At 59.7% G+C, this 21,605-nt stretch carries 23 protein-coding genes and 1 tRNA gene; 16 read left to right on the forward strand and 8 right to left on the reverse strand.

What is annotated here, in order from left to right; genetic code table 11:
* The coding region (locus tag HLUSI_RS28340) for a LysR substrate-binding domain-containing protein (protein WP_040503429.1) at positions 1 to 211 on the forward strand (211 nt) is incomplete at its 5' end.
* A gap of 104 nt (positions 212 to 315) precedes the next feature.
* Here the strand turns inward: HLUSI_RS28340 and HLUSI_RS0112185 are convergent.
* Together HLUSI_RS0112185 and ispB are read right to left on the reverse strand one after the other, a co-directional pair.
* Positions 316 to 392 (reverse strand) — tRNA-Pro (locus HLUSI_RS0112185).
* A gap of 23 nt (positions 393 to 415) precedes the next feature.
* Positions 416 to 1,405 (reverse strand): octaprenyl diphosphate synthase, encoded by a 990-nt coding sequence (gene ispB / locus HLUSI_RS0112190; RefSeq protein ID WP_040503430.1) that lies wholly within the window; start codon positions 1,403 to 1,405, stop codon positions 416 to 418.
* 10 nt (positions 1,406 to 1,415) lie between these two features.
* Between ispB and HLUSI_RS32650 the strand changes: the two genes are divergently transcribed.
* From HLUSI_RS32650 to proB, 5 genes are all read left to right on the forward strand, one after another.
* Complete coding sequence (locus HLUSI_RS32650) at positions 1,416 to 1,667, forward strand: hypothetical protein (RefSeq protein ID WP_157137841.1); 252 nt, start codon at positions 1,416 to 1,418, stop codon at positions 1,665 to 1,667.
* Between the two features lie 8 nt (positions 1,668 to 1,675).
* The gene (gene rplU, locus HLUSI_RS0112195; protein ID WP_007878066.1) at positions 1,676 to 1,987 is read left to right on the forward strand and encodes a 50S ribosomal protein L21; all 312 of its coding nucleotides are present in this window, start codon (positions 1,676 to 1,678) and stop codon (positions 1,985 to 1,987) included.
* 35 nt (positions 1,988 to 2,022) lie between these two features.
* The gene (gene rpmA / locus HLUSI_RS0112200) at positions 2,023 to 2,286 is read left to right on the forward strand and encodes a 50S ribosomal protein L27 (protein WP_016834239.1); all 264 of its coding nucleotides are present in this window, start codon (positions 2,023 to 2,025) and stop codon (positions 2,284 to 2,286) included.
* A gap of 375 nt (positions 2,287 to 2,661) precedes the next feature.
* Positions 2,662 to 3,771: a GTPase ObgE gene (obgE, locus tag HLUSI_RS0112205; RefSeq protein ID WP_016834240.1), complete on the forward strand. Its 1,110-nt coding sequence runs from the start codon at positions 2,662 to 2,664 to the stop codon at positions 3,769 to 3,771.
* Between the two features lie 120 nt (positions 3,772 to 3,891).
* On the forward strand, positions 3,892 to 5,010 hold the full coding sequence (gene proB / locus HLUSI_RS0112210) for a glutamate 5-kinase (protein WP_016834241.1): 1,119 nt from the start codon (positions 3,892 to 3,894) through the stop codon (positions 5,008 to 5,010).
* 78 nt (positions 5,011 to 5,088) lie between these two features.
* Here the strand turns inward: proB and HLUSI_RS0112215 are convergent, their stop codons facing one another.
* Positions 5,089 to 5,655: a CNP1-like family protein gene (locus tag HLUSI_RS0112215; protein WP_040503431.1), complete on the reverse strand. Its 567-nt coding sequence runs from the start codon at positions 5,653 to 5,655 to the stop codon at positions 5,089 to 5,091.
* A gap of 6 nt (positions 5,656 to 5,661) precedes the next feature.
* The gene (locus tag HLUSI_RS0112220) at positions 5,662 to 6,255 is read right to left on the reverse strand and encodes an RNA pyrophosphohydrolase (RefSeq protein ID WP_016834243.1); all 594 of its coding nucleotides are present in this window, start codon (positions 6,253 to 6,255) and stop codon (positions 5,662 to 5,664) included.
* Positions 6,256 to 6,492: 237 nt separating this feature from the next.
* Here HLUSI_RS0112220 and HLUSI_RS0112225 point away from each other — a divergent pair, with 237 nt between their 5' ends.
* Positions 6,493 to 8,217 carry a proline--tRNA ligase gene (locus tag HLUSI_RS0112225; protein WP_029363442.1) on the forward strand — a complete coding sequence of 575 codons (1,725 nt, stop codon included), beginning with the start codon at positions 6,493 to 6,495 and terminating at the stop codon, positions 8,215 to 8,217.
* 17 nt (positions 8,218 to 8,234) lie between these two features.
* Positions 8,235 to 8,900 (forward strand): lytic transglycosylase domain-containing protein, encoded by a 666-nt coding sequence (locus HLUSI_RS28345; protein ID WP_016834245.1) that lies wholly within the window; start codon positions 8,235 to 8,237, stop codon positions 8,898 to 8,900.
* Between the two features lie 57 nt (positions 8,901 to 8,957).
* Here HLUSI_RS28345 and HLUSI_RS0112235 read toward each other — a convergent pair whose 3' ends face one another.
* The 3 genes from HLUSI_RS0112235 to ffh all read right to left on the reverse strand — a co-directional run bounded on the left by HLUSI_RS0112235 (position 8,958) and on the right by ffh (position 11,557).
* Complete coding sequence (locus HLUSI_RS0112235) at positions 8,958 to 9,383, reverse strand: hypothetical protein (RefSeq protein ID WP_016834246.1); 426 nt, start codon at positions 9,381 to 9,383, stop codon at positions 8,958 to 8,960.
* A gap of 196 nt (positions 9,384 to 9,579) precedes the next feature.
* A complete protein-coding gene (locus HLUSI_RS31575; protein ID WP_029363443.1) occupies positions 9,580 to 9,978 on the reverse strand; it encodes an SWIB/MDM2 domain-containing protein in 399 nt (132 codons plus the stop codon).
* 223 nt (positions 9,979 to 10,201) lie between these two features.
* The gene (ffh, locus tag HLUSI_RS0112245) at positions 10,202 to 11,557 is read right to left on the reverse strand and encodes a signal recognition particle protein (RefSeq protein ID WP_016834249.1); all 1,356 of its coding nucleotides are present in this window, start codon (positions 11,555 to 11,557) and stop codon (positions 10,202 to 10,204) included.
* Between the two features lie 295 nt (positions 11,558 to 11,852).
* Here ffh and HLUSI_RS0112250 point away from each other — a divergent pair, with 295 nt between their 5' ends.
* The 8 genes from HLUSI_RS0112250 (at position 11,853) to HLUSI_RS0112285 (ending at position 21,157) form a co-directional block, all read left to right on the forward strand.
* Positions 11,853 to 12,815, forward strand: coding sequence for an ABC transporter substrate-binding protein (locus HLUSI_RS0112250; RefSeq protein ID WP_016834250.1), 963 nt, complete (start codon positions 11,853 to 11,855; stop codon positions 12,813 to 12,815).
* Positions 12,816 to 12,837: 22 nt separating this feature from the next.
* On the forward strand, positions 12,838 to 13,659 hold the full coding sequence (locus HLUSI_RS0112255; RefSeq protein ID WP_029363444.1) for an ABC transporter permease: 822 nt from the start codon (positions 12,838 to 12,840) through the stop codon (positions 13,657 to 13,659).
* Between the two features lies 1 nt (position 13,660).
* Positions 13,661 to 14,458, forward strand: a complete 798-nt coding sequence (locus HLUSI_RS0112260; protein ID WP_016834252.1) for an ABC transporter ATP-binding protein — start codon at positions 13,661 to 13,663, stop codon at positions 14,456 to 14,458.
* A gap of 172 nt (positions 14,459 to 14,630) precedes the next feature.
* Positions 14,631 to 15,446, forward strand: coding sequence for a cytochrome C assembly family protein (locus HLUSI_RS0112265; protein WP_016834253.1), 816 nt, complete (start codon positions 14,631 to 14,633; stop codon positions 15,444 to 15,446).
* Positions 15,443 to 15,718 carry a PP0621 family protein gene (locus HLUSI_RS0112270; RefSeq protein ID WP_016834254.1) on the forward strand — a complete coding sequence of 92 codons (276 nt, stop codon included), beginning with the start codon at positions 15,443 to 15,445 and terminating at the stop codon, positions 15,716 to 15,718. Before HLUSI_RS0112265 ends, HLUSI_RS0112270 begins: the two co-directional genes overlap by 4 nt.
* 3 nt (positions 15,719 to 15,721) lie before the next feature.
* Complete coding sequence (gene ampD / locus HLUSI_RS0112275) at positions 15,722 to 16,345, forward strand: 1,6-anhydro-N-acetylmuramyl-L-alanine amidase AmpD (protein ID WP_016834255.1); 624 nt, start codon at positions 15,722 to 15,724, stop codon at positions 16,343 to 16,345.
* A gap of 501 nt (positions 16,346 to 16,846) precedes the next feature.
* A complete protein-coding gene (locus HLUSI_RS0112280) occupies positions 16,847 to 19,819 on the forward strand; it encodes a ribonucleoside-diphosphate reductase subunit alpha (RefSeq protein ID WP_016834256.1) in 2,973 nt (990 codons plus the stop codon).
* A 147-nt stretch (positions 19,820 to 19,966) separates the two neighbouring features.
* Positions 19,967 to 21,157 (forward strand): ribonucleotide-diphosphate reductase subunit beta, encoded by a 1,191-nt coding sequence (locus HLUSI_RS0112285; RefSeq protein WP_029363445.1) that lies wholly within the window; start codon positions 19,967 to 19,969, stop codon positions 21,155 to 21,157.
* 226 nt (positions 21,158 to 21,383) lie between these two features.
* Here HLUSI_RS0112285 and HLUSI_RS34115 read toward each other — a convergent pair.
* Positions 21,384 to 21,605 (reverse strand): hypothetical protein (locus HLUSI_RS34115; protein WP_238533989.1); only part of this gene is annotated, 222 nt, incomplete at its 5' end.

Below are 21,605 nucleotides of genomic sequence, written 5' to 3' on the forward strand. Positions count from 1 at the left end.
CCCCGGCATCGCGCTGGTGCCGCGCACTTACGTCATGGACGACATCGAGTCGGGGCAATTGACCGTGCCGTGGGAGATGGTGGTGCCGGGCGCGAAGGACTATTACTTCGTCGTGCCGGAGCAGAAGCAGGCGTCGCAGGGAGTGCAGTTGTTTTTGGCGTGGCTGCTCAAGGTCGCCGAGCAGTATCGGGATGTGACCGAGCAAGCCTGAGGTCCTGGCCTGGGGCGCTGGAAATAAAAGGAGTTGGATGTCAGGTCGCCGCAGATCGGGCGCCTGAAGGACGAGTCAGGCTTTGAAACACGGGGAAGGAAACCTGGTCGGGGTGAGAGGATTCGAACCTCCGGCCTCTACGTCCCGAACGTAGCGCTCTACCGGGCTAAGCTACACCCCGACGGTGTGGTGTTTTGTCGTTGATCAGTGGTTGCGGTCAACAGCGAACGTCGATAATTCTAGCAAAGAATTTTTGTACTTGCTATCCGGCAGCGACTGCACGGCGTCGGCCGCGCGTTGCGCCGCTTTCTGTGCTTCGCGGCGGGTGTAGTCGAGCGCGCCCGAACTGGTAATAGCGGCCAGGATCTGGTCGAAATGCTGCTCGTCGCCGTTTTCGATGCAGCTGCGCACCAGTTCGCGTTGCTCCGGGCTGCCGTTTTCCATCAGATAGATCAATGGCAGCGTCGGCTTGCCTTCGCGCAGGTCGTCGCCGACGTTCTTGCCGATTTCGGCGGCGTTGCCGGAATAGTCCAGCACGTCGTCGATCAGTTGGAACGCGGTGCCGAGCGAACGGCCGTATTCGCCGGCGGCTTCGATGCCGGCTTCGTCGGCGCCGGAGATCAGCGCGCCGAGCTGGGCGGCGGCTTCAAACAGTTTGGCGGTCTTGGAGCGGATCACGCGCAGGTAATCTTCTTCGTTGACGTCCGGGTTGTGCATGTTGAGCAACTGCAGCACTTCGCCTTCGGCGATCACGTTGGTGGCGTCGGCGACGATTTGCATGACGCGGGCGTTGCCCACGGTCACCATCATCTGGAAGGCGCGCGAATACAGGAAATCGCCCACCAGCACCGAAGCGGCATTGCCGAACAGCGCGTTGGCGGTTTCCTTGCCGCGGCGCAATGACGATTCGTCAACAACGTCGTCGTGCAGCAGGGTCGCGGTGTGGATGAATTCGATCACCGCCGCCAGCGAATGGTGGGCCGTGCCTTTATAGGCGTATGCATTGGCGATCAGCAGCACCAGCACGGGGCGGATGCGCTTGCCGCCGGCGCTGATGATGTACTCGGAAACCTGATTCACCAGCGGGACTTCGGAATAAAGTTGCCGGCGGATAACGGTATTGACCTCGCCCATGTCGGCAGCTATCGGGTCAATGAAGGAATTGGGCGTAGCGGTTTGGAGAGCGGCGGACAAGGCTGAACCTGTGAAAAATCAAGATTGCCGTGATTATACGATGACAAAGCCGCCGCCACGTACCGCCGCGACTGTTTCGGATTGTGCTTTTCCTGGTGGAAATTGCCGTATTGCCATTTCATCAGGGGTTGCACACGAAAGTCAAGAGCTTTTGACGAGCTGGCTAAGTCTATGTATAATTGGAGGTTTTCCCGATTCGAAAGCCGCTTTTCATGGGCCTCGCAGAGGAGAAAAAGAAAATTTATTCATTCATTTTCGATGAGGTTTCACATGTACGCGGTCATAAAAACCGGCGGCAAACAATATAAAGTTGCCGCTGGTGAAAAACTTAAAGTAGAACAGATACCGGCAGACATTGGCTCCCAAATCACTTTGGATCAAGTGCTCGCAGTGGGCGCAGGCGATACCGTGAAATTCGGTGCGCCATTGGTCGAGGGTGCAACGGTGCTGGTTACTGTCATAGCGCAGGGTCGCCACGACAAGGTCAAGATCTTCAAAATGCGTCGTCGTAAGCATTATCAGAAGCGTCAAGGCCATCGCCAGAACTACACCGAACTGCAAATCGTCTCGATCAACGCTTAATAGCGCAGGTCAAACTAGATACAAGGAGTCCTTAAATGGCACATAAAAAAGGCGGCGGCACTACGCGCAACGGCCGTGATTCAGAGTCGAAACGACTCGGCGTCAAGGTCTATGGCGGCCAAGCGATCAACGCTGGCGGCATCATCATTCGTCAACGCGGCACCAAGGTTCATCCTGGTGAAAACGTTGGCATGGGCAAGGACCACACTCTGTTCGCATTGACAGAAGGTAAAGTCCAGTTCGTGATCAAGGGCGTTGCGAAGCGCCAGTACGTTACTGTTGTTGCGGCGGCTGCTTAAGTTTTACTTGAGTCCTGCACATTAGTGACTACATGAGGCGCAAGCCTTAGCAAAAGTTGTTTTAAGGCTCTGCCTCTGGTGGAGCCTTTTTTAGTTTTTAGCTGTCTGGTTTTGTTTTCATCCTGCAGCGCGCAGGTCTGGCCTCCGGCGTCACCAAGGTGACCATCGGCCCGGCAACGCGACTGTACTTGTAGCTCTAGGAATCTCTGCCTAAGCTACCCGTGTTCCGATCTCATGGCCCATGCTGTTTTTCTCCGTGGCGCCGCTGTCGTTCGGACACTGTCTCCGGCGAACGGTCTTCATTCATGCCTACCGCTTGCCCGGCTAAGTTTATTTTAAGCAGAGCTTCTTACTTTTAAGTTAGCGGTAACAATCATGAAGTTTATCGACGAAGCAAAGATCGAACTGATCGCGGGCGATGGCGGCAACGGCGTTGCCAGTTTTTGCCGTGAAAAATTCCGTCCGTTCGGTGGTCCCGACGGCGGTGACGGCGGCAAGGGCGGCAGCATCTGGGCAGTCGCCGACCGTAACGTCAACACCCTGATCGACTATCGCTATTCCAAGCTGCACAAGGCGCGCAACGGCGAAAACGGTCGCGGCTCGGATTGCTACGGCAAGGGCGCCGACGACATTTTCCTGCGCATGCCGGTGGGCACGCTGATCGTCGACCACAACACCGGCGAACACATCGCCGATCTGACCGAGCACGAGCAGGTCGTGCTGCTGGCGCAAGGCGGCGAAGGCGGCTGGGGCAATATCCATTTCAAGACGTCCACCAACCGCGCCCCGCGTCAAAAGACCGAAGGCAAGGAAGGCCAGCGCCGCGAATTGCGCCTGGAGCTGAAGGTGCTGGCCGATGTGGGTCTGTTGGGCATGCCCAACGCGGGCAAGTCGACCTTCATCTCGGCCGTCTCGAACGCGCGTCCGAAGATCGCCGACTATCCGTTCACGACGCTGCATCCGAACCTGGGCGTGGTGCGCGTGAGCCATGAAAAGAGCTTCGTGATCGCCGACATCCCGGGCCTGATCGAAGGCGCCGCCGATGGCGCCGGCCTGGGCGTGCAGTTCCTGCGCCACTTGCAGCGCACCGGCTTGCTGTTGCACATCGTCGATCTGGCGCCGTTTGAAGACACGGTTGATCCGGTCAAGGAAGCCAAGGCCATCGTCAAGGAGTTGCAGAAGTATGACGATTCCCTGTTCGACAAGCCGCGCTGGCTGGTGCTCAACAAGCTCGACGTGGTGCCGGAAGCGGACCGCAAGAAGCGCGTCAAGGACTTCGTCAAGCGCTTCGGCTGGAAGGGTCCGGTGTTTGAAATCTCCGCGCTGACGCGCGACGGTTGCGAAGACCTGATCACTGAAATCTACGGCTATCTGGAAACCAAGCGTCATCAGGAACATCGCGCCGAAGAAACCCAGATGACCGAAGAAGCGCGCGGTATTTCCTCGATCGATCCGGACGATCCTCGTTTCAAAGTGCTCGACTGAGCATCTGCGGTAAATTTGCAGGTAAATCGTTTACTATCTTGTTCTCGATGCATGTCCGTCGACACCCATGGTGCGGCGGACATTTGAATTTTACGGCCCGGCCGATCTTCCTCCAACAACATGCATTCCGTCATACAACAAGCCAAGCGGCTGATCATCAAAGTCGGTTCATCGCTCGTGACCAACGATGGCAAGGGGCTCGACAGTGCCGCCATCGCCATGTGGGCCGAGCAGATCGCGCACTTGCGCACGCTCGGCAAGGAAGTGGTGCTGGTCAGTTCCGGCGCGATCGCCGAAGGCATGCAACGCCTCGGCTTCGATCGTCGTCCGACCGGCGTGCACGAATTGCAGGCTTGCGCCGCCGTCGGCCAGATGGGCCTGGCGCAGATCTACGAAACCAGTTTCCGCGCGCATCAACTCGGCACTGCGCAAGTGCTGCTCACGCACGCCGACCTGGCCGACCGGGAACGTTACCTCAACGCGCGCTCCACCTTGTTCACGCTGCTGCGTTTCGGCGTGGTGCCGATCATCAACGAGAACGACACCGTCGTCACCGATGAAATCAAGTTCGGCGACAACGACACGCTCGGCGCACTGGTCGCCAACCTGATCGAAGCCGATGCGCTGATCATCCTGACCGACCAGCGGGGCCTGTATACGGCCGACCCGCGGCGCGATCCGGATGCACAATTCGTGCACGAAGCCAAGGCCGGCGATCTTGCTCTGGAAGCCATGGCGGGCGGCGCCGGCAGCGGCATCGGTCGCGGCGGCATGCTCACCAAAATCCTCGCGGCCAAGCGTGCCGCCACCTCAGGTGCGCACACCGTGATTGCCTGGGGACGTGAAGAGAGCGTGTTGAGCCGCCTCGCTGCCGGCGAAGCCATCGGCACGCAATTGACCGCGCAGACGGCACAACTGACCGCACGCAAGCAATGGATGGCCGATCATCTGCAGACCGCTGGTCGCGTGATGCTGGATGACGGCGCCGTGCAGAAACTCACGGCCGAAGGCAAGTCGCTTCTGCCTATCGGCGTCACCGAAGTAGCCGGTGAATTCGGTCGCGGCGATGTCATTACCTGCGTTGACGCCAGCGGCAAGCCTGTCGCGCGCGGCATCAGCAACTACGCCAGCTCGGATGCGCGCCGCATCGTGCGTCATCCCTCGTCGGAAATCCTGTCCATCCTCGGTTTCGTCGAAGAATCCGAATTGATCCATCGCGATAATCTGGTGCTGCTGTAAGCCGGTAAAATACGCCGGAAAAACAAAAGGGGCGCAGTAGTCAACTGCGCCCCTTTTTGCATTCTGCGTCGCCGGGATTCAGTCCCTGGCCGGATCGATCGGACGATTTTCACGCAGGCGGTTGCTGATTTTTCTCAGGTCGCCGTCCAGTATGCCGACCTGGCAGAAATAGCTCTTGTAGAGCGCCGCATCCTGGCGATTGGCGCCGGTATCCTTGATGCGCACCCATTTGTCGTGGCGCGAACGCGACCAGCTGCCGTCGCTGCGGCCGAAGGCGTATTGCTTGATCTCGTAGGTTTCGCAGCGAATGCCGGAGTAGATGACATTGGTGGCGCCGCCGCTGCTCTTGGTGACCATGATGTAACGCACGACGTTGTCGCTGCCGATGCTCAGCGACTTGAGGTCGACGTAGGATTTGGAGGTCGTGGTCGGCCCGACGTAGAACTCGGCAAGATTTTCCGGTAGCGGCGCGGGTGGCAATTGCACGGCGATTTCTTGCCACGGTTTTTCTTCATCGTCGAATTCTTCGTCGAAGTTGCCCAACTGCTGAGCGAAACTGAGCGTGGCCGAACACAGCAGCAGACCTGCCGCCAAGGCGCGGACAAGTCGGTGTGGAGCAAAGGTATTCCAGAAGCGTTGGGACATGAAGATTCACTTAATGGTGGGCGGAGTGGCGGATCCGCAGGGATCCGCCTGTTGGGCGTTGCCGGGATGATCGGATGATGCGTGCTCCGTTTTGCCCGCAGCATCGGGACGGCGATGTGCTGCATGCGGCCGCGCCAGGAAGCGCGACAACTCCTTGAGCGCCTGCTGGTAAACGTCGCGCTTGAATTCGATGACCACGTCCAGCGGCACCCAATAGTCGTGCCAGCGCCAGGCGTCGAACTCGGGATGCGAGGTCAGGCGCAGGTTGACATCGCAATCGCGGCCGACCATGCGCAGCAGGAACCAGATCTGTTTTTGCCCGCGATAATGGCCGCGGATTTCACGCTTGATGAAATGATCGGGTACCTCATAGCGCAGCCAGTCGCGCGTGCGACCGATGATCTTGACGTGTTCCGCTTTCAGGCCGATTTCTTCTTCGAGTTCGCGAAACATCGCCTGTTCGGGAGTTTCGCCATGTTTGATTCCGCCTTGTGGAAATTGCCACGAATGTTCTCTAACCCGCTTGCCCCACCAGACTTCATTCTGGGCATTGAGCAGGATGATGCCGACGTTCGGGCGGAAGCCTTCTCGATCCAGCATGGTGTACCTCAAAACTTTCTGCGGCAGGGCGTCCTCTCTTGCCCTATCCGGCCTCCGCTGGCAATTGCTCGATAATTGTCAGCACGCGCCTTTATCAGGCGCGGCAAAGACCGGCACATCGACGAGCGATGTGCATGAAACAGGGATCAAATATGCAAAGAGTGGGCGCATCAGCCAGCTAATCCTTTAAAATTAGGTTGATTATAAACCTTCCTCTTTTAAAAAGAACTCATCGTCATGCGCGCCTCCCGATTTTTTATTTCCACCTTGAAAGAAGCTCCTTCCGACGCCGAAATCGTCAGCCACAAGCTGATGATGCGGGCCGGGATGATCAAGCGGCTCGGCTCCGGGATCTACACGTACATGCCGATGGGCCTGAAGGTAATCCGCAAGGTGGAAGCGATCGTGCGTGAAGAAATGAACCGCTCCGGCGCCATCGAATTGCTGATGCCGGTGGTGCAGCCGGCCGAGCTGTGGCAGGAAACCGGCCGCTGGGACAAGATGGGCGCCGAACTCATGCGCGTGAAGGATCGTCATGGCCGCGACTTCGCGATCCAGCCGACCTCCGAAGAAGTGGTTACCGATGTTGCCCGCACCGAGCTGCGCAGCTACAAGCAATTGCCGGTCAACTTCTATCACATCCAGACCAAATTCCGCGACGAGCGCCGTCCGCGTTTCGGCCTCATGCGCGGCCGCGAATTCACCATGAAGGACGCCTACTCCTTCGACCGCGACATCGACGGACTGAAGAAGTCCTACCAGGTCATGTACGACGCCTACGTGCGCATTTTCACGCGCTTCGGCCTGCAGTTCCGTGCGGTCGCCGCGGACAATGGCGCCATCGGCGGTTCCGGTTCGCATGAATTCCACGTCATCGCCGCCACCGGCGAAGATGCGCTGGTGTATTGCCCGACTTCCGACTACGCCGCCAACATGGAAGCGGCCGAAGCGGTCGCCGTCAACGCCACGCGCGGCGCGGCCAGCGAAGCGCTGACCAAGACTGCGACGCCGGGCAAGGCCAAGTGCGAGGCGGTGGCCGAGCTGCTCAAGCTGCCGCTGGAACGCACCATCAAGTCCATCGTCCTGACCGTGGAAAAAGACCAGCCGGCCGACAAGGAAGTCTGGCTGCTCCTGCTGCGCGGCGATCATGAGCTCAACGAAGTCAAGGCCGGCAAGATCCCCGGCCTGGCAGGCTATCGTTTCGCCAATGAGGCAGAAATCGTCGAATGGTTCGGCACGCCGCCGGGCTACCTCGGCCCGATCGGCACCAGGAAGCCGGTCAAGGTCGTGGCCGACCGCACCGTCGCCAACATGAGCGATTTCGTCTGCGGCGCCAATGAAGTCGATTTCCACTTCACCGGCGCCAACTGGGACCGCGACCTGCCTGAACCGGTCGTCGCCGATATCCGCAACGTCGTCGAAGGCGACGCTTCGCCGGACGGCAAGGGCGTGCTGGCGATCCAGCGCGGCATCGAAGTCGGTCACGTATTCCAGCTCGGCACCGCCTATTCGGAATCGATGAAGGCGACTTACCTCGACGAAGCCGGCAAACCGCAACCGCTGCAGATGGGTTGCTACGGCATCGGCGTCACGCGCATTCTGGGCGCCGCCATCGAGCAGAATTTCGACGACAAGGGCATCATCTGGCCGGCCACGCTGGCGCCGTTCGAAGTGGTGTTGTGCCCGATGGGCTATGACCGCAGCGAAGCGGTCAAGGCCGAGATCGATAAACTGTACGACGCGCTGGTCGCGGCCGGCGTCGACGTCATCCTGGATGATCGCGGCGAACGTCCGGGCGCGATGTTTGCGGACTGGGAACTGATCGGCGTGCCGCACCGCGTCGTCATCGGCGACCGCGGTCTCAAGGACGGTCAGATTGAATACCAGGGCCGCCGCGATACTGCCGCCACACCGGTGCCGCTGGTCGACGCGCTGGCGTTCATCAAGGGCAAGCTGGCCTGATCGGAGCTCGCCGCAACATGCGGTTTTTCCGGCTGACCCTGACCCTGATGCTGGCGTGTGGTCTGCAATGGTTTGTTGCCGTTGCCGCCCACGCCGGCAATCAACAAGAAGAGCAGCTGGCGGATTCGCTCCGCTCGCTGCTCACGCAAGCGGTGGCGGACGCCCGTCCGCCGAAGCCGCAATTTTCCACCATCGAAGAACGTATCGCCTACCTCAACTGGCTGGGCGAGATGTCCGATCGTTTGCGCGAAGTCGTCCCTGACCGGCGCGGCCGTCTGGAGTTGCTGGAGAGCGCCTGGTATGAAGCGCGCCGCGCGGGACTCGATCCGGCGTTGGTGCTGGGATTGATCCAGGTCGAATCGGCGTTCCGCAAATATGCAATCTCGTCAGCCGGTGCTACCGGGTACATGCAGGTGATGCCGTTCTGGACGCGCGTTATCGGCGACGGCGATCGCCGCAAGCTGTTCCATATGCGCAGCAACCTGCGCTACGGCTGCGTGATTTTGCGGCTCTATCTGGACCAGGAGGGCGGCGATTATTTCATGGCGCTGGGACGGTACAACGGCAGTCGCGGTCAGGCCGAGTATCCAAACGCAGTCCTGAGTGCGTGGAAGCGTTGGGAGTACGGCAATTCCGCCGGCCAAAAAGGAGAGGGAAGCAGCGCCGCAACCGTCGTGCGCTGATCCCCTCTGCCGGCGTCGCTAGTCCAGTCTGCCGGGTAAATCTTTACTGAAAATTTCTTACTGCGTCGTCGCCGGCACAATCGTCACATCCTTGCGCAGGATGCCGCCGGAAGGCACGCTACCTTCCACATCACTTGGGTTTTCGATACGCCGCTGGCAATCCGCCTGATCGCCGGCAGGCAGGGCCTTGCAGCGCTCCAGCGCGTTGGAAGAGTACTGGGCTTGCTGGCCGTCATTCAATCGGCCTTGCCTGGCCTGCTGGTAAGCGGCGCCGGCTTCGCGCAGGCAGGTGGCCTTGTCCTGATTGGACTGGCCGCTGGTGCAGACGGCTTTTTCACGTTGATATTGCGCGTCGAGTTCGGCGTTGCTCTTGCCGGCCGCGAAAGCGCAGGTCGTCGCGAGCAAACCTGCTGCGGCGATGCTGAGTGCGGCGGCGGTGTTGCGCAAGCCCGTGCGGGCCGGTTTCTGTTGAGGGAATGTCATGCTGAAATCCTTTCAGGTTACGTCCGTGACATCTAGACTCCGGCCGAAAACCCAAAGTTCAGCCGGCGACAGAGATATCGGCGCCCTGTAGGAATACACTGTCGGCGCATGGCAACCCGATGCCACCAAAAACAAAAACGCCCGCGCGTTGCGGGCGTTTTTGTTTTGCAAGCAAGTCTGCAAAAACCTGTATTGCCTATTTCAAATGGCCGGAAATCAGCTTGGTCATTTCAAACATCGATACCTGTTTCTTGCCGCCGAACACGACTTTCAACTTATCGTCCGCGTCGATATTGCGCTTGTTCTCAGGGTTTTGCAGATTGTGTTTCTTGATGTATTCCCAGACCTTCTTGGTCACTTCGGTACGTGGCAGAGGCTTTGCACCCACGACTTCAGCCAGCGCTGCGGATGGTGTCAGCGGCTTCATGAAGGCGGCGTTGGGAGTACGTTTGACGGCTGGTTTCTTTGCTGCTGCTTTTGGCGCTGCGGCTTTCTTGGGTGCTGCCGCTTTTGCTGCAGGCTTTGCTGCTGCTTTCGGTGCTGCTTTTGCTACGGGCTTCTTCGCTGCGGCTGCGGGTTTTTTGGCTGTGGCCATCTGTAAGCCTCCTTAATAAGGGATCAAGCAAGGAAAGAGTTGAATGCGCAAATCACGCACCAGCAATAGTGGTGCGGTTTTCCCGGCGATGCAAGTGTTTTTTAGCGCTTTTCGGGGCGAAAACACGCTATAAGCAACGACGATTGTGAAAACCCGCATCGCTCCTCTCAAAAAGCCGCCCGGCGCGGCTTTGCACCGCTACGGGGCATCCCTCTGAAGCGCCTCAGCGCATGCCCGGCATCATGCCCTTCATGCTGCGCATCATTTTCATCATGCCGCCGCCTTTGAGCTTTTTCATCATCGATTGCATTTGCTCGAACTGGGCCAGCATGCGGTTGACTTCCTGCACCTGGACACCGGCGCCGGCGGCGATGCGGCGCTTGCGTGTGGCCTTGATCAGCTCAGGTTTGGCGCGCTCCTGCAGGGTCATCGAATTGATCATGCCTTCCATGCGGCGCACCTGTTTTTCAGCCTGATCCATGTTGGTTTTTCCGGCGGCTTGCTGCATTTGCGCCGGCAACTTGTCGAGCAGGCCGGCCATGCCGCCCATTTTTTTCATCTGGCCGAGCTGGGCCTTGAAGTCGTTGAGATCGAACTTGCCGCCGCCCTTGATCTTTTGTGCGAGGTCGTTCGCAGCGGCGACGTCGACGCCTTTGCGTGCTTCTTCGACCAGCGCCAGGATGTCGCCCATGCCGAGGATGCGGTTGGCCATGCGGCTCGGATCGAAGGCTTCCAGGCCGTCCAGCTTTTCGGCCACGCCGGCGAACTTGATCGGCTTGCCGGTGATGTGGCGCACGCCGCCGCGCGAGTCGCCGTCCAGCTTGGTCAGTACGATACCGGTCAGCGGCAGCGCATCGCTGAAGGCCTTGGCGGTGTTGATGGCGTCCTGGCCGAGCATGGCGTCGACCACGAACAGGGTTTCGATCGGCTTGACGGCGGCGTGCACGGCGCTGATTTCCTGCATCATCGCTTCGTCGATACCGAGACGGCCGGCGGTGTCGATGATCAGCACGTCATGAAAATGGCGCTTGGCGTAGTCGAGTGCGGCCAGGGCGATGTCGACCGGCTTGTCGGTGGTCTTGGTCGGGAAGAAGTCGGCGCCGGCCTGGGCGGTCACGGTTTCCAGCTGGCCGATCGCGGCCGGACGATACACGTCGGCGGAGACCGTCAGGACTTTTTTCCTGGTGTTCTCGCGCAGGTACTTGGCGAGCTTGCCGACGGTGGTGGTTTTACCGGCGCCTTGCAGGCCGGCCATCAGGATGATCGCCGGCGGCTGGGTGGCGAAGTTGAGCTGGGAGGCTTCGGGGCCGAGGTCGGCGCCCATCAGGCTGGCCAGTTCGCGTTGGACCACGCCGACCAGCGCCTGGCCAGGAGTCAGTGAACCGATGACTTCTTCGCCGACCGATCTTTCCTTGACCTTGGCGATGAACTCGCGCACGGCCGGCAGGGCGACGTCGGCCTCCAGCAGCGCCAGGCGCACTTCGCGCAGCATTTCTGCGGTATTGGATTCGGTCAGGCGCGCCTCGCCGCGCATGGTTTTGACGACTTTGGCAAGGCGTTGGGTGAGATTGTCGAGCATGATGAACCGTTATCTTGAAGAAATGGAGACGGGCCGCGCTGGAAAATTCGGGCAGAATCGTCCGGGCGAAACCGCAGGGTAAACAACCATTTTACCCGATCGCACCGCGCCTCAGCGGGTGTCCCTGCCCGGGCTTGAGCAAGAGTAGGGGAAATTACGGTATTGTTCTCGCTGCAGGATTTGTGTATACAGTGGCGTTGCACAGAATGAATGGACGGTTCTTCCCACGAGGAAGGCGCATATCAACCCGCGGCGTACTTTGCCCGCGGCGCAAACATAACGACAGGAGAGAGAGATGCACAAGAAACTCATCGCGGCGGCGGCAGTCGCCATCATGGCGGCAGGCGCTTCATCCAGCGCAGGCGCACAGGAAGTCATCCGCCTCGGCAACCTCAAGTTCGCCCACTACGGCGCGGTCTCGTACATCAAGGAAATCGCCCCGAAATGCGGCATCAAGGTCGACGAAAAAGTCTTCGCCAAAGGGCCCGACGTGATGCAGGGCATCCTTGCCGGTGAACTCGACGTCGGCACGACCGCTTCGGAAGCCGCCATTTCCGGCCGCGCCAACGGCGCGCCGATCTATGTCGTGGCCGGTTTCGCCAAGGGCGGCGCGCGGCTGGTGGCGGCCAAGGATTCCGGCATCAAGTCGGTCAAGGACCTGAAGGGCAAGAAAGTCGGCGTCACCCGCGGCGGTATCCATGAAGTGCTGCTCGACGCCGAACTCGGCCAGAACGGGCTGACGGCCAAGGACGTGACCATCGTCTACCTCGCCTTCGCCGACCTCAACCAAGCGCTGCTGGGCAAGAACATCGACGCCATGATGCAGAGCGAGCCGCAGTCCTCGCAGGCGATCAACAAGGGGTTCGGCGTGGAAGTCATGAAGCCGTACGACACCCCGATCGGCGAACCGGTGCGCACCATGGTGATGACCGAGAAGTTCTACAAGGAGAAGCGTCCGCTGGCCGAGAAGTTCATGCGCTGTTTCCTGGAGGCGACCAAGACCTTCATCGACAACAAGGAAACCGCCGAGAAATACGTGCGCGAAGTCATCTTCAAGAACCAGATCACCAAGGAAGATTTCTACGACGCCATCGGCAATTCGCCTTACGCCTATGACATCACCGCCGAGCATATCCAGGTCACCACCGACACCATGGCCAAATACGGCACCGGCAAGATGGCCAAGCCGCCGATCGCCAAGGATTGGGTGAAAACCGATCTGCTGGAGCAAGCCAAGAAGAGCATGAACCTGAAGTAAAGCAATTAAAGAGGAAGCCGCGATGGCAAAACAGAAAATTGGGGGAGCCCTGGAGGGATTGCTGGTGCCGGTGGCGGTGATCGCCATCTGGCAGGCGGCGTCTTCGCTGGGCTGGATTAATCCGCTGGTTTTGCCGTCGCCGTGGGCGGTGGTGCACAAGTGGTTCGAGTACGCCGCACCGCTGAAGCCGTACGACCCCGCCGAGGGCAACTGGCTGGCCTGGTTGTTCTCCGGCGAGTTGCTGATGGACGCCATCGGCAGCCTGTACCGCGTGGTGGTCGGCTTCCTGATCGGCGCCGGGCTGGCCTTGCCGCTCGGTTTGCTGATGGGTTCCAGCCAGCGCGTCTACGGACTGATGAACCTGACGGTGCAGGTGATCCGCCCGATTCCGCCGATCGCCTACATCCCGCTGGCGATCCTGTGGTTCGGGCTGGGCAATCCGCCGGCGCTGTTCCTGATTTCGCTGGGCGCCTTCTTCCCGGTGCTGATGAATACCATCGCCGGCGTGCGCCAGGTCGACAGCATCTACCTGCGCGCGGCGCGCAACCTCGGCGCCAGCCAGCGCACCCTGTTCGTGCGCGTGATGCTGCCGGCCGCCGTGCCGTACATCCTGTCGGGCGTGCGCATCGGCATCGGCACCGCCTTCATCGTGGTGATCGTGGCCGAGATGATCGCGGTCAGCAACGGCCTCGGTTTCCGCATCATGGAGGCGCGCGAGTACTTCTGGTCCGACAAGATCATCGCCGGCATGATCACCATCGGCCTGCTCGGCCTGGCGATCGACCTCGGCATGAGCCGCCTGAACAATTACATGCTGCGCTGGCATCGCGGACTGGAGAACTGACATGAGCGCCTCCCAAATCGTCGTCACCGGCGTCAACAAGGTCTTCAAGAGCGACGAGCGCGAAGTGGTGGCGCTCAAGGACATCAACCTCGATATCCCGGACGGCCAGTTCGTCTGCCTGCTGGGTCCGTCGGGTTGCGGCAAGTCGACCCTGCTCAACGCCATCGCCGGCTTCGCGCTGCCCAGCAGCGGCAACATCACCACCGACGGCAAGCTGGTCACCGAACCGGGGCCGGATCGCGGCATGGTGTTCCAGGAGTACGCGCTGTTCCCCTGGATGACGGTCGAGCAGAACGTTGCCTTCGGCCTTGAAATCAAGGGCGTCGGCAAGGCCGAGATCCAGGCGCGCGTGACGCAGTTGCTGGACAAGCTGGGCCTGATCGATTTCCGCAGCCGTTTCCCGAAAGACCTGTCCGGCGGCATGCGCCAACGCGTGGCGATTGCCCGCGTGCTGGCGCTGGATTCGCCGATCATGCTGATGGATGAGCCGTTCGGCGCGCTAGACGCCTTGACGCGGCGCAATTTGCAGGACGAGTTGCTGCGCATCTGGGACGAGTTCAAGAAGACCATCGTCTTCGTCACCCACAGCATCGAAGAAGCGATCTACCTGGCCGATCGCATCGTCGTCATGACTTATCGTCCCGGCACCATCAAGCGCGACATCACGGTCACGCTGCCGCGCCTGCGCGATCCGGCCGACCCCGAGTTCAACGCCTTGAAACGCGAACTCGGCCAACTGGTCATGGAAGAACAGCAGCGCCATCATCACGATGAGATGCGCGCCGCCGCAGTCGACTGAGGCCTCTTTGTCTCATTGATTTTTGTCGTTTTGTCCCCACCATATTGCTTTGGTCCGAAGCGATATGGTGATTTCGTATTTGCTCCCCGGCAAGACCGTTCAGCACTGCCGGAACACGTTTCCGGCGACCGGCGACAGTCGGCGAAGTGACGACATGGTGTAAACTTAGCCGATGCAAACTTATTTTTTCATTCTGGCTGCGCTGCTCTATCTGGGTTGCGCCTTCCTGCCTTCCGAGCGGCGCCTGCCGATTTCACTCGGCACGGTGATCGGATGGCTGCTGCACGGCGGCGCGCTGGTCTACGACATGTTTGCGCCCGACGCCGTGCGCGTCGGTTTTGCGGTGATGCTATCGGCCACGATGTGGGTTTCGGTGGCCGCTTACTGGCTGGAAAACCGCAACTTCTCGCTCGACAGCCTGCGCGTTCTGGTGCTGCCGGTGGCCGCCGTGGCGGTGATCCTGCCGAGCGTGTTCCCGGGCAACATGGTCGAGCTGGCCGGCAAGTCGGACTGGTTCCTCTGGCACATCGCGGTTTCCATCCTGGCCTACAGCACGCTGACCATTGCGGCCTTCCACGCGGTGCTGATGGTGCTGCAGGAGTCGCGCCTGCATACGCGCCCCAAGATGGGCGCGGCGCAGCCGGGCTGGTTCTCGATCGCGCTGGACCGCCTGCCGGCGCTGCTGACGATGGAAAAAATCCTGTTTCGCCTGATCGCATTCGGTTTTGTTTTGTTGACCCTGACGGTGCTGTCGGGCGTCGTTTTTTCCGAGCAGCTGTTCCAGAAGGCGTTCCGGTGGGATCACAAGACGATCTTTACCTTGCTGTCCTGGTGCCTGTTCGGTTTATTGCTGGCGGGACGCAAATGGCAAGGCTGGCGCGGTCGCACCGCGCTCAGTTTCACCCTCGCCGGGTTTGCCATTTTGCTGCTCGCCTATGTCGGCAGCCGCTTCGTGCTTGAAGTCGTGTTGCATCGGATACTCGTATGAAATATCTCATTTGGCTGGTGATCGCCCTGGCGGTCGTGGTCTGGTTCCAGCGCACCAAGAAGTCCATGACGGCCGGCGCAGCATCTTCCCCGGACCGCGAAGGTGCGCGGCGTAATCCGTTCGCGCGCAAGCGCGACGAGCCTCGGCAGCAGATCGAGGCCATGGTGCAATGTGCGCATTGCGGCATCCACTTCCCGGTCTCCGAAGCGGTGGTGCATGCCTCGGGCGCCCTGTACTGCTCGGAAGAGCATCGCCGCCTGGCCTCCTTCTGAACCATGACTGCCGCCGTGACTGATCCCGCCGCCTGGAGCATCGATGGTGAGGGCTGGTGCCAGGGCGCCCGCCGCGAGCCTTCCCCCAATTGCGACGACCGGCCCGAGGGCGTGGTGAGCCAATTGCTGGTGATCCACAACATCAGCTTGCCGCCGGGCCAGTTCGGCGGACCGTTCATCGGCGATCTGTTCTGCAACCGGCTGGACTGCGATGCCCATCCGTATTTCGACCAGTTGCGTCCTTTGCGGGTGTCGGCCCATTTCGTCATCCAGCGCGACGGCAGCCTGATCCAGTTCGTCTCGGCCAATGACCGTGCCTGGCATGCCGGAGTGTCCAGCTTCAATGGGCGTGAGCGCTGCAACGACTTTTCCATCGGCATCGAGCTCGAGGGAACCGACTTCGAGCCCTTCACCGAGCTTCAGTACGAAGTGCTGGCGGCGCTCACCGATGCCCTGTACCGGCGCTATCCGCTGGCCGATGTGGCCGGTCACGAGCACATCGCTCCCGGTCGCAAGACCGACCCCGGTCCATTTTTCGACTGGGCGAGATTCCGGAAAAATTTCTATTGCCTTGTAGAACAAGCGCAATTGCGCTTCCCTGCTGGGGGTAGCGGAAGTCAAGCGTAAAACATATAAAAATATCCAGAAATAGCGGTTGCATCTGACGATTGCAGACACTAGAATTAGTCTCAATCATTCCTTTGGGACTAGATGTAGTGTTTTTGGTAAGTAAATCTTTAGTCGGTCGTCGGGTTGGAAGTAGCTGTTCACGGTTCGCTGCGGTACGTATAAAGCGCCGGATCAGGCTCTCAAGAGGGGTCCGGCAGGTTCGGCAGAGTTGGGCTTCACGGTTGGGCTCCATTGAAGGTGACGGGTCTTGAGGCAAGCAACAATTCAAACGATGTCTCGGCAGTCCTCTCATCTCAGATTTTTCAGGTTTTTCAGCTTTTATTTAACAGTTCGGAACAGGTGGCAACCAGGCGGCTGCGCATAGACAGCGGCATTGATGTCGTCCTGTTCCCGGTATTTCGTGAACCTCTCTTCGTTTCAGTATCTATATAGAGAGAAGGTTCTATTGGCAACGCGGGCAGTTTTTGCTGCCCATCAATCACAGTTTTAGGAGGCTCAGTGCGCTCTACTCAAGAAATTTCCGCTAAATCCCCAACAGATTTTGGCGTCATTCCCACCGCAGGCAATCATGACGAAACCACGTCGTCGCAGCTGATCAAGCCGGCTTCCGGTCTGGGCGAATACAGAATCATCCGCCGCAACGGCGCGGTGGTCGGTTTTGAACCATCGAAGATTTCGATCGCGGTGACCAAGGCGTTCCTCGCCGTCAACGGCGGTCAGGGCGCGGCATCGGCGCGCGTGCGCGAAATGGTCGAGCAACTGACAACCAGCGTCGTGTCGGCGCTGGTGCGTCGCCAGCCGACCGGCGGCACTTTCCATATTGAAGACATCCAGGACCAGGTCGAACTGGCGCTGATGCGTTCCGGCGAACACGATGTCGCCCGCGCTTACGTGCTGTACCGTGCCAAGCGCATGGAAGAGCGCGCCCAGCAACAAGGCAGCGCCGCCAAGACCGATTTCGCCGCCCCGCAACTGCATGTGGTGGAAGACGGCCAGAGCCGCCTGCTGGACCTCGACGAAGTCCGCACCCTGATCACCGCCGCCTGCGTCGGCCTGGAAAAGCACGTTGACGCCGACGCCATCCTGGCCGAAACGGTCAAGAACCTGTACGACGGCGTGCCGGTCGAAGAACTGCACAAGTCGGCCATCCTGGCTGCCCGCGCGCTGATGGAAAAAGACCCGGCCTACAGCCAGGTCACCGCGCGCCTGCTGATGCACACGATCCGCAAGGAAGTATTCGGCAAGGAAGTGGCGCAAGCCGATGCGCCGGCCGAGTACCTCGATTACTTCGCCAAGTACATCAAGAAGGGCATCGCCGCCGACCTGCTCGACTCCAAGCTGGCCCAGTTCGATCTGGTCAAGCTGGCCGAGGCCATCAAGCCCGAGCGCGACCTGCAATTCGGCTACCTCGGCCTGCAGACTTTGTACGACCGTTACTTCCTGCACATCCAGGGCACCCGCATCGAAATGCCGCAAGCGTTCTACATGCGTGTCGCGATGGGCCTGTCGCTCAACGAAATCAACCGCGAAGAGCGCACCATCGAGTTCTACAACCTGCTGTCGTCGTTCGACTTCATGAGCTCGACCCCGACCCTGTTCAACTCGGGCACCCTGCGTTCGCAACTGTCGTCGTGCTACCTGACCACCGTTGCCGACGATCTGGACGGCATCTACGAAGCCATCAAGGAAAACGCGCTGCTGGCCAAGTACGCCGGCGGCCTGGGCAACGACTGGACCCCGGTCCGTTCGCTGGGCGCGCACATCAAGGGCACCAACGGCAAGTCGCAAGGCGTGGTGCCGTTCCTGAAAGTGGTCAACGACACCGCCGTGGCGGTCAACCAGGGCGGCAAGCGCAAGGGCGCGGTGTGCGCCTACCTGGAAACCTGGCACATGGACATCGAGGAATTCCTCGAACTGCGCAAGAACACCGGCGACGACCGCCGCCGTACGCATGACATGAACACCGCCAACTGGATTCCCGACCTGTTCATGAAGCGCGTCATGGAAAAGGGCGAGTGGACCCTGTTCTCGCCATCCGATGCGCCCGACCTGCACGACAAGTTCGGCAAGGCCTTCGAAGAAGCCTACACCGGCTACGAAGCCAAGGCCGCACGCGGCGAACTGAAGCTGTTCAAGAAGATTGCTGCGCTGGACCTGTGGCGCAAGATGCTGTCGATGCTGTTCGAGACCGGCCACCCATGGATCACCTTCAAGGACCCATGCAACATCCGTTCGCCGCAGCAACACGTCGGCGTGGTCCACAGCTCGAACCTGTGCACCGAGATCACCCTGAACACCAACGAATCCGAAATCGCCGTCTGCAACCTGGGTTCGGTCAACATGCCGGCCCATCTGGTCAATGGCGAGATCGACCACGCCAAGCTGCAAAAGACCATCCGCACGGCAATGCGCATGCTCGACAACGTGATCGACATCAACTACTACGCCGTCAAGAAGGCACGTGATTCCAACCTGCGCCACCGTCCGGTCGGCCTGGGCATCATGGGCTTCCAGGACTGCCTGCACATGAAGCGCGTGCCTTATGCTTCGATGGACGCAGTGGAATTCGCCGATCGTTCGATGGAAGCCGTCTGCTACTACGCTTACTGGGCATCGACCGAACTGGCGGAAGAGCGCGGCCGTTACAGCTCCTACCGCGGTTCGCTGTGGGATCGCGGCATCCTGCCGCAAGACTCCCTGAAGCTGCTGGCGCAGGAACGCGGCGGCTATCTGGAAGCGGACATGTCCGAAACGCTGGACTGGTCGGCACTGCGTTCGCGCATTTCCGAGTTCGGCATGCGCAACTCGAACTGCGTGGCGATCGCGCCGACGGCAACGATTTCCAACATCATCGGCGTCTCGGCTTGCATCGAACCGACTTACCAGAACCTGTATGTGAAGTCGAATCTGTCCGGCGAATTCACCGAAATCAACGAGTACCTGGTGCGTGACCTGAAGGCGCGCGGCCTGTGGGACGAAGTCATGATTTCCGACCTGAAATACTTTGACGGCAGCCTGGCCAAGATCGACCGCATCCCGCAAGACCTGCGCGATATCTACGCCACCGCCTTCGAAGTCGAACCGTCCTGGCTGGTGGAAGCTGCATCGCGCCGTCAGAAGTGGATCGATCAGGCCCAATCGCTGAACATCTACATGGCCGGCGCATCGGGCAAGCGCCTGGATGAAACATACAAGCTGGCATGGTTGCGCGGTCTGAAGACCACCTACTACCTCCGCACCATCGGCGCGACCCATACCGAGAAGTCGACTTCCAAGACCGGCGCGCTGAACGCGGTGGCGGTGGATGGCGGCGTCAGCCACAGTGCAGCGGCAGCTTCTGCGCCGGCATCGATGACGGCGTCTGCAGCCAGCATGGCAACCGTGGCGGCGGCAGAAGTCGAAGCCGACGGCGCCGCGTGCTACCTGCGTCCCGGCGATGATGGTTTTGAAGAGTGCGAAGCTTGCCAGTAATCAAAACGCGGTAAATTCAGGCCACCGCCGCCGGCAAGTCCGGCGGCAGTCTTCTCCGGAAGATGAACGGGGCGCCTGAATCAATGTCACAAATCACATCCCGGCCGCGCCGGGACGTCAAAAGTAAATAAAGTAAAGGATCAAAAAATGCTCTCTTGGGATGATGAAGTGAAGGCGACGCCGGCACCATCCGCGCCGCACGCCTCGCAAACGCCTCAGCCTCAATTGCAATCGGCCGCCGTAAATGCACGTCCGCAGTTTTCCGACGTGGCCCTGAATCCTGCTCTGGTTACCAAAGACGAAGCGCCGGTTGATGTGACCCGCCGCGTCAACGCCGCCGACAAGCGCATCATCAACGGCCACACCGACGTCAACCAGCTGGTGCCGTTCAAATACAAATGGGCCTGGGACAAGTACCTGGCCGGCTGCGCCAACCACTGGATGCCGCAGGAAATCAACATGCAGCGCGACATCGAACTGTGGAAAGATCCGAACGGCCTGACCGAAGACGAACGCCGTCTGGTCAAGCGCAACCTCGGTTTCTTCGTCACGGCCGACTCGCTCGCCGCCAACAACATCGTGCTCGGCACCTACCGCCACATCACTGCGCCGGAATGCCGCCAGTACCTGTTGCGCCAGGCGTTTGAAGAAGCGATCCACACCCACGCCTATCAGTACATCGTCGAGTCGCTGGGCCTGGACGAAGCCGAGATCTTCAACGCCTATCACGAGGTGAAGTCGATCCGCGACAAGGACGAGTTCCTGATCCCGTTCATCAACACGCTGACCGATCCGCAGTTCACCACCGGCACCACCGAGAACGACCAGAAGCTGCTGAAGTCGCTGATCGTTTTCGCGTGCATCATGGAAGGCCTGTTCTTCTACGTCGGCTTCACGCAGATCCTTGCGCTGGGTCGCCAGAACAAGATGATGGGCGCCGCCGAACAGTATCAATACATCCTGCGCGATGAATCGATGCACTGCAATTTCGGGATCGATCTGATCAACACGGTGAAGATGGAGAACCCGCATTTGTGGACGCCGGAATTCAGAAACGAAATTAAATCGTTGTTTTTAAGCGCCGTAGAGTTGGAATATCGTTACGCAGAGGATACAATGCCGCGAGGCGTGCTAGGTTTGAATGCGCCGATGTTCAAAGGCTACTTACGGTTCATCGCTAATCGTCGCGCACAGCAAATCGGACTCGATCCGCTGTTCGCGCAAGAAGAAAATCCGTTTCCGTGGATGAGCGAGATGATCGATTTGAAGAAGGAGCGCAACTTCTTCGAAACCCGAGTCATCGAGTATCAAACCGGAGGCGCGCTTAACTGGGAATGATGTGCCCATCTCGTCAATGCTCTTCAGCGAGATCTGTGAGGCACACAGCGGTCGGATAGCTTGCAAGATATCCGACTGCCAAAAACGGAAGGCTTTCACCAAATTTAATGAACAGTAAAAGACCGAAACGATCTTCTCTGTTATCGCCGCTTAACTCGATCAAGTCGGGTCAGGCGGCTTTTCCTTTGAAAAACCTGAAGGTTTTTCGGGAATCGTATTCCTGACGCTAGCGTGTAATCCGCTGGCGTTTTTTTTGGTTGTGACGTTCGCGAAGGCGCGAAACGAGGCTCTGAGCCCCTGGACAAGCGGGGCAGAGGTCCAGCCAAGATAGCTGAAGTGCTGCATACATGAGGGGATGCAGCAGTTCAGCTGGTGCCGAATTCATTAGCGCAAGCAGAAGCTTGCTTGTGCCGATGAATAATCCGCCTGCATCATCGCGATGGTACAG

Origin of the sequence: Herbaspirillum lusitanum P6-12 (assembly GCF_000256565.1) — a bacterium.
GTDB lineage: Bacteria > Pseudomonadota > Gammaproteobacteria > Burkholderiales > Burkholderiaceae_D > Herbaspirillum > Herbaspirillum lusitanum.

Excerpts from the sequence above, each read along its gene's own strand:
- HLUSI_RS0112225 (WP_029363442.1), top strand. The coding sequence starts at position 6,493 with ATGCGCGCCTCCCGATTTTTTATTTCCACCTTGAAAGAAGCTCCTTCC.
- HLUSI_RS31575 (WP_029363443.1), bottom strand. The coding sequence starts at position 9,978 with ATGGCCACAGCCAAAAAACCCGCAGCCGCAGCGAAGAAGCCCGTAGCA.
- HLUSI_RS0112270 (WP_016834254.1), top strand. The coding sequence starts at position 15,443 with ATGAAATATCTCATTTGGCTGGTGATCGCCCTGGCGGTCGTGGTCTGG.
- HLUSI_RS0112285 (WP_029363445.1), top strand. The coding sequence starts at position 19,967 with ATGCTCTCTTGGGATGATGAAGTGAAGGCGACGCCGGCACCATCCGCG.
- HLUSI_RS0112260 (WP_016834252.1), top strand. The coding sequence starts at position 13,661 with ATGAGCGCCTCCCAAATCGTCGTCACCGGCGTCAACAAGGTCTTCAAG.
- ampD (WP_016834255.1), top strand. The coding sequence starts at position 15,722 with ATGACTGCCGCCGTGACTGATCCCGCCGCCTGGAGCATCGATGGTGAG.
- HLUSI_RS0112265 (WP_016834253.1), top strand. The coding sequence starts at position 14,631 with ATGCAAACTTATTTTTTCATTCTGGCTGCGCTGCTCTATCTGGGTTGC.
- HLUSI_RS0112235 (WP_016834246.1), bottom strand. The coding sequence starts at position 9,383 with ATGACATTCCCTCAACAGAAACCGGCCCGCACGGGCTTGCGCAACACC.
- HLUSI_RS28345 (WP_016834245.1), top strand. The coding sequence starts at position 8,235 with ATGCGGTTTTTCCGGCTGACCCTGACCCTGATGCTGGCGTGTGGTCTG.
- proB (WP_016834241.1), top strand. The coding sequence starts at position 3,892 with ATGCATTCCGTCATACAACAAGCCAAGCGGCTGATCATCAAAGTCGGT.
- HLUSI_RS0112255 (WP_029363444.1), top strand. The coding sequence starts at position 12,838 with ATGGCAAAACAGAAAATTGGGGGAGCCCTGGAGGGATTGCTGGTGCCG.
- obgE (WP_016834240.1), top strand. The coding sequence starts at position 2,662 with ATGAAGTTTATCGACGAAGCAAAGATCGAACTGATCGCGGGCGATGGC.
- HLUSI_RS0112220 (WP_016834243.1), bottom strand. The coding sequence starts at position 6,255 with ATGCTGGATCGAGAAGGCTTCCGCCCGAACGTCGGCATCATCCTGCTC.
- HLUSI_RS0112250 (WP_016834250.1), top strand. The coding sequence starts at position 11,853 with ATGCACAAGAAACTCATCGCGGCGGCGGCAGTCGCCATCATGGCGGCA.
- rplU (WP_007878066.1), top strand. The coding sequence starts at position 1,676 with ATGTACGCGGTCATAAAAACCGGCGGCAAACAATATAAAGTTGCCGCT.
- ffh (WP_016834249.1), bottom strand. The coding sequence starts at position 11,557 with ATGCTCGACAATCTCACCCAACGCCTTGCCAAAGTCGTCAAAACCATG.
- rpmA (WP_016834239.1), top strand. The coding sequence starts at position 2,023 with ATGGCACATAAAAAAGGCGGCGGCACTACGCGCAACGGCCGTGATTCA.
- HLUSI_RS0112215 (WP_040503431.1), bottom strand. The coding sequence starts at position 5,655 with ATGTCCCAACGCTTCTGGAATACCTTTGCTCCACACCGACTTGTCCGC.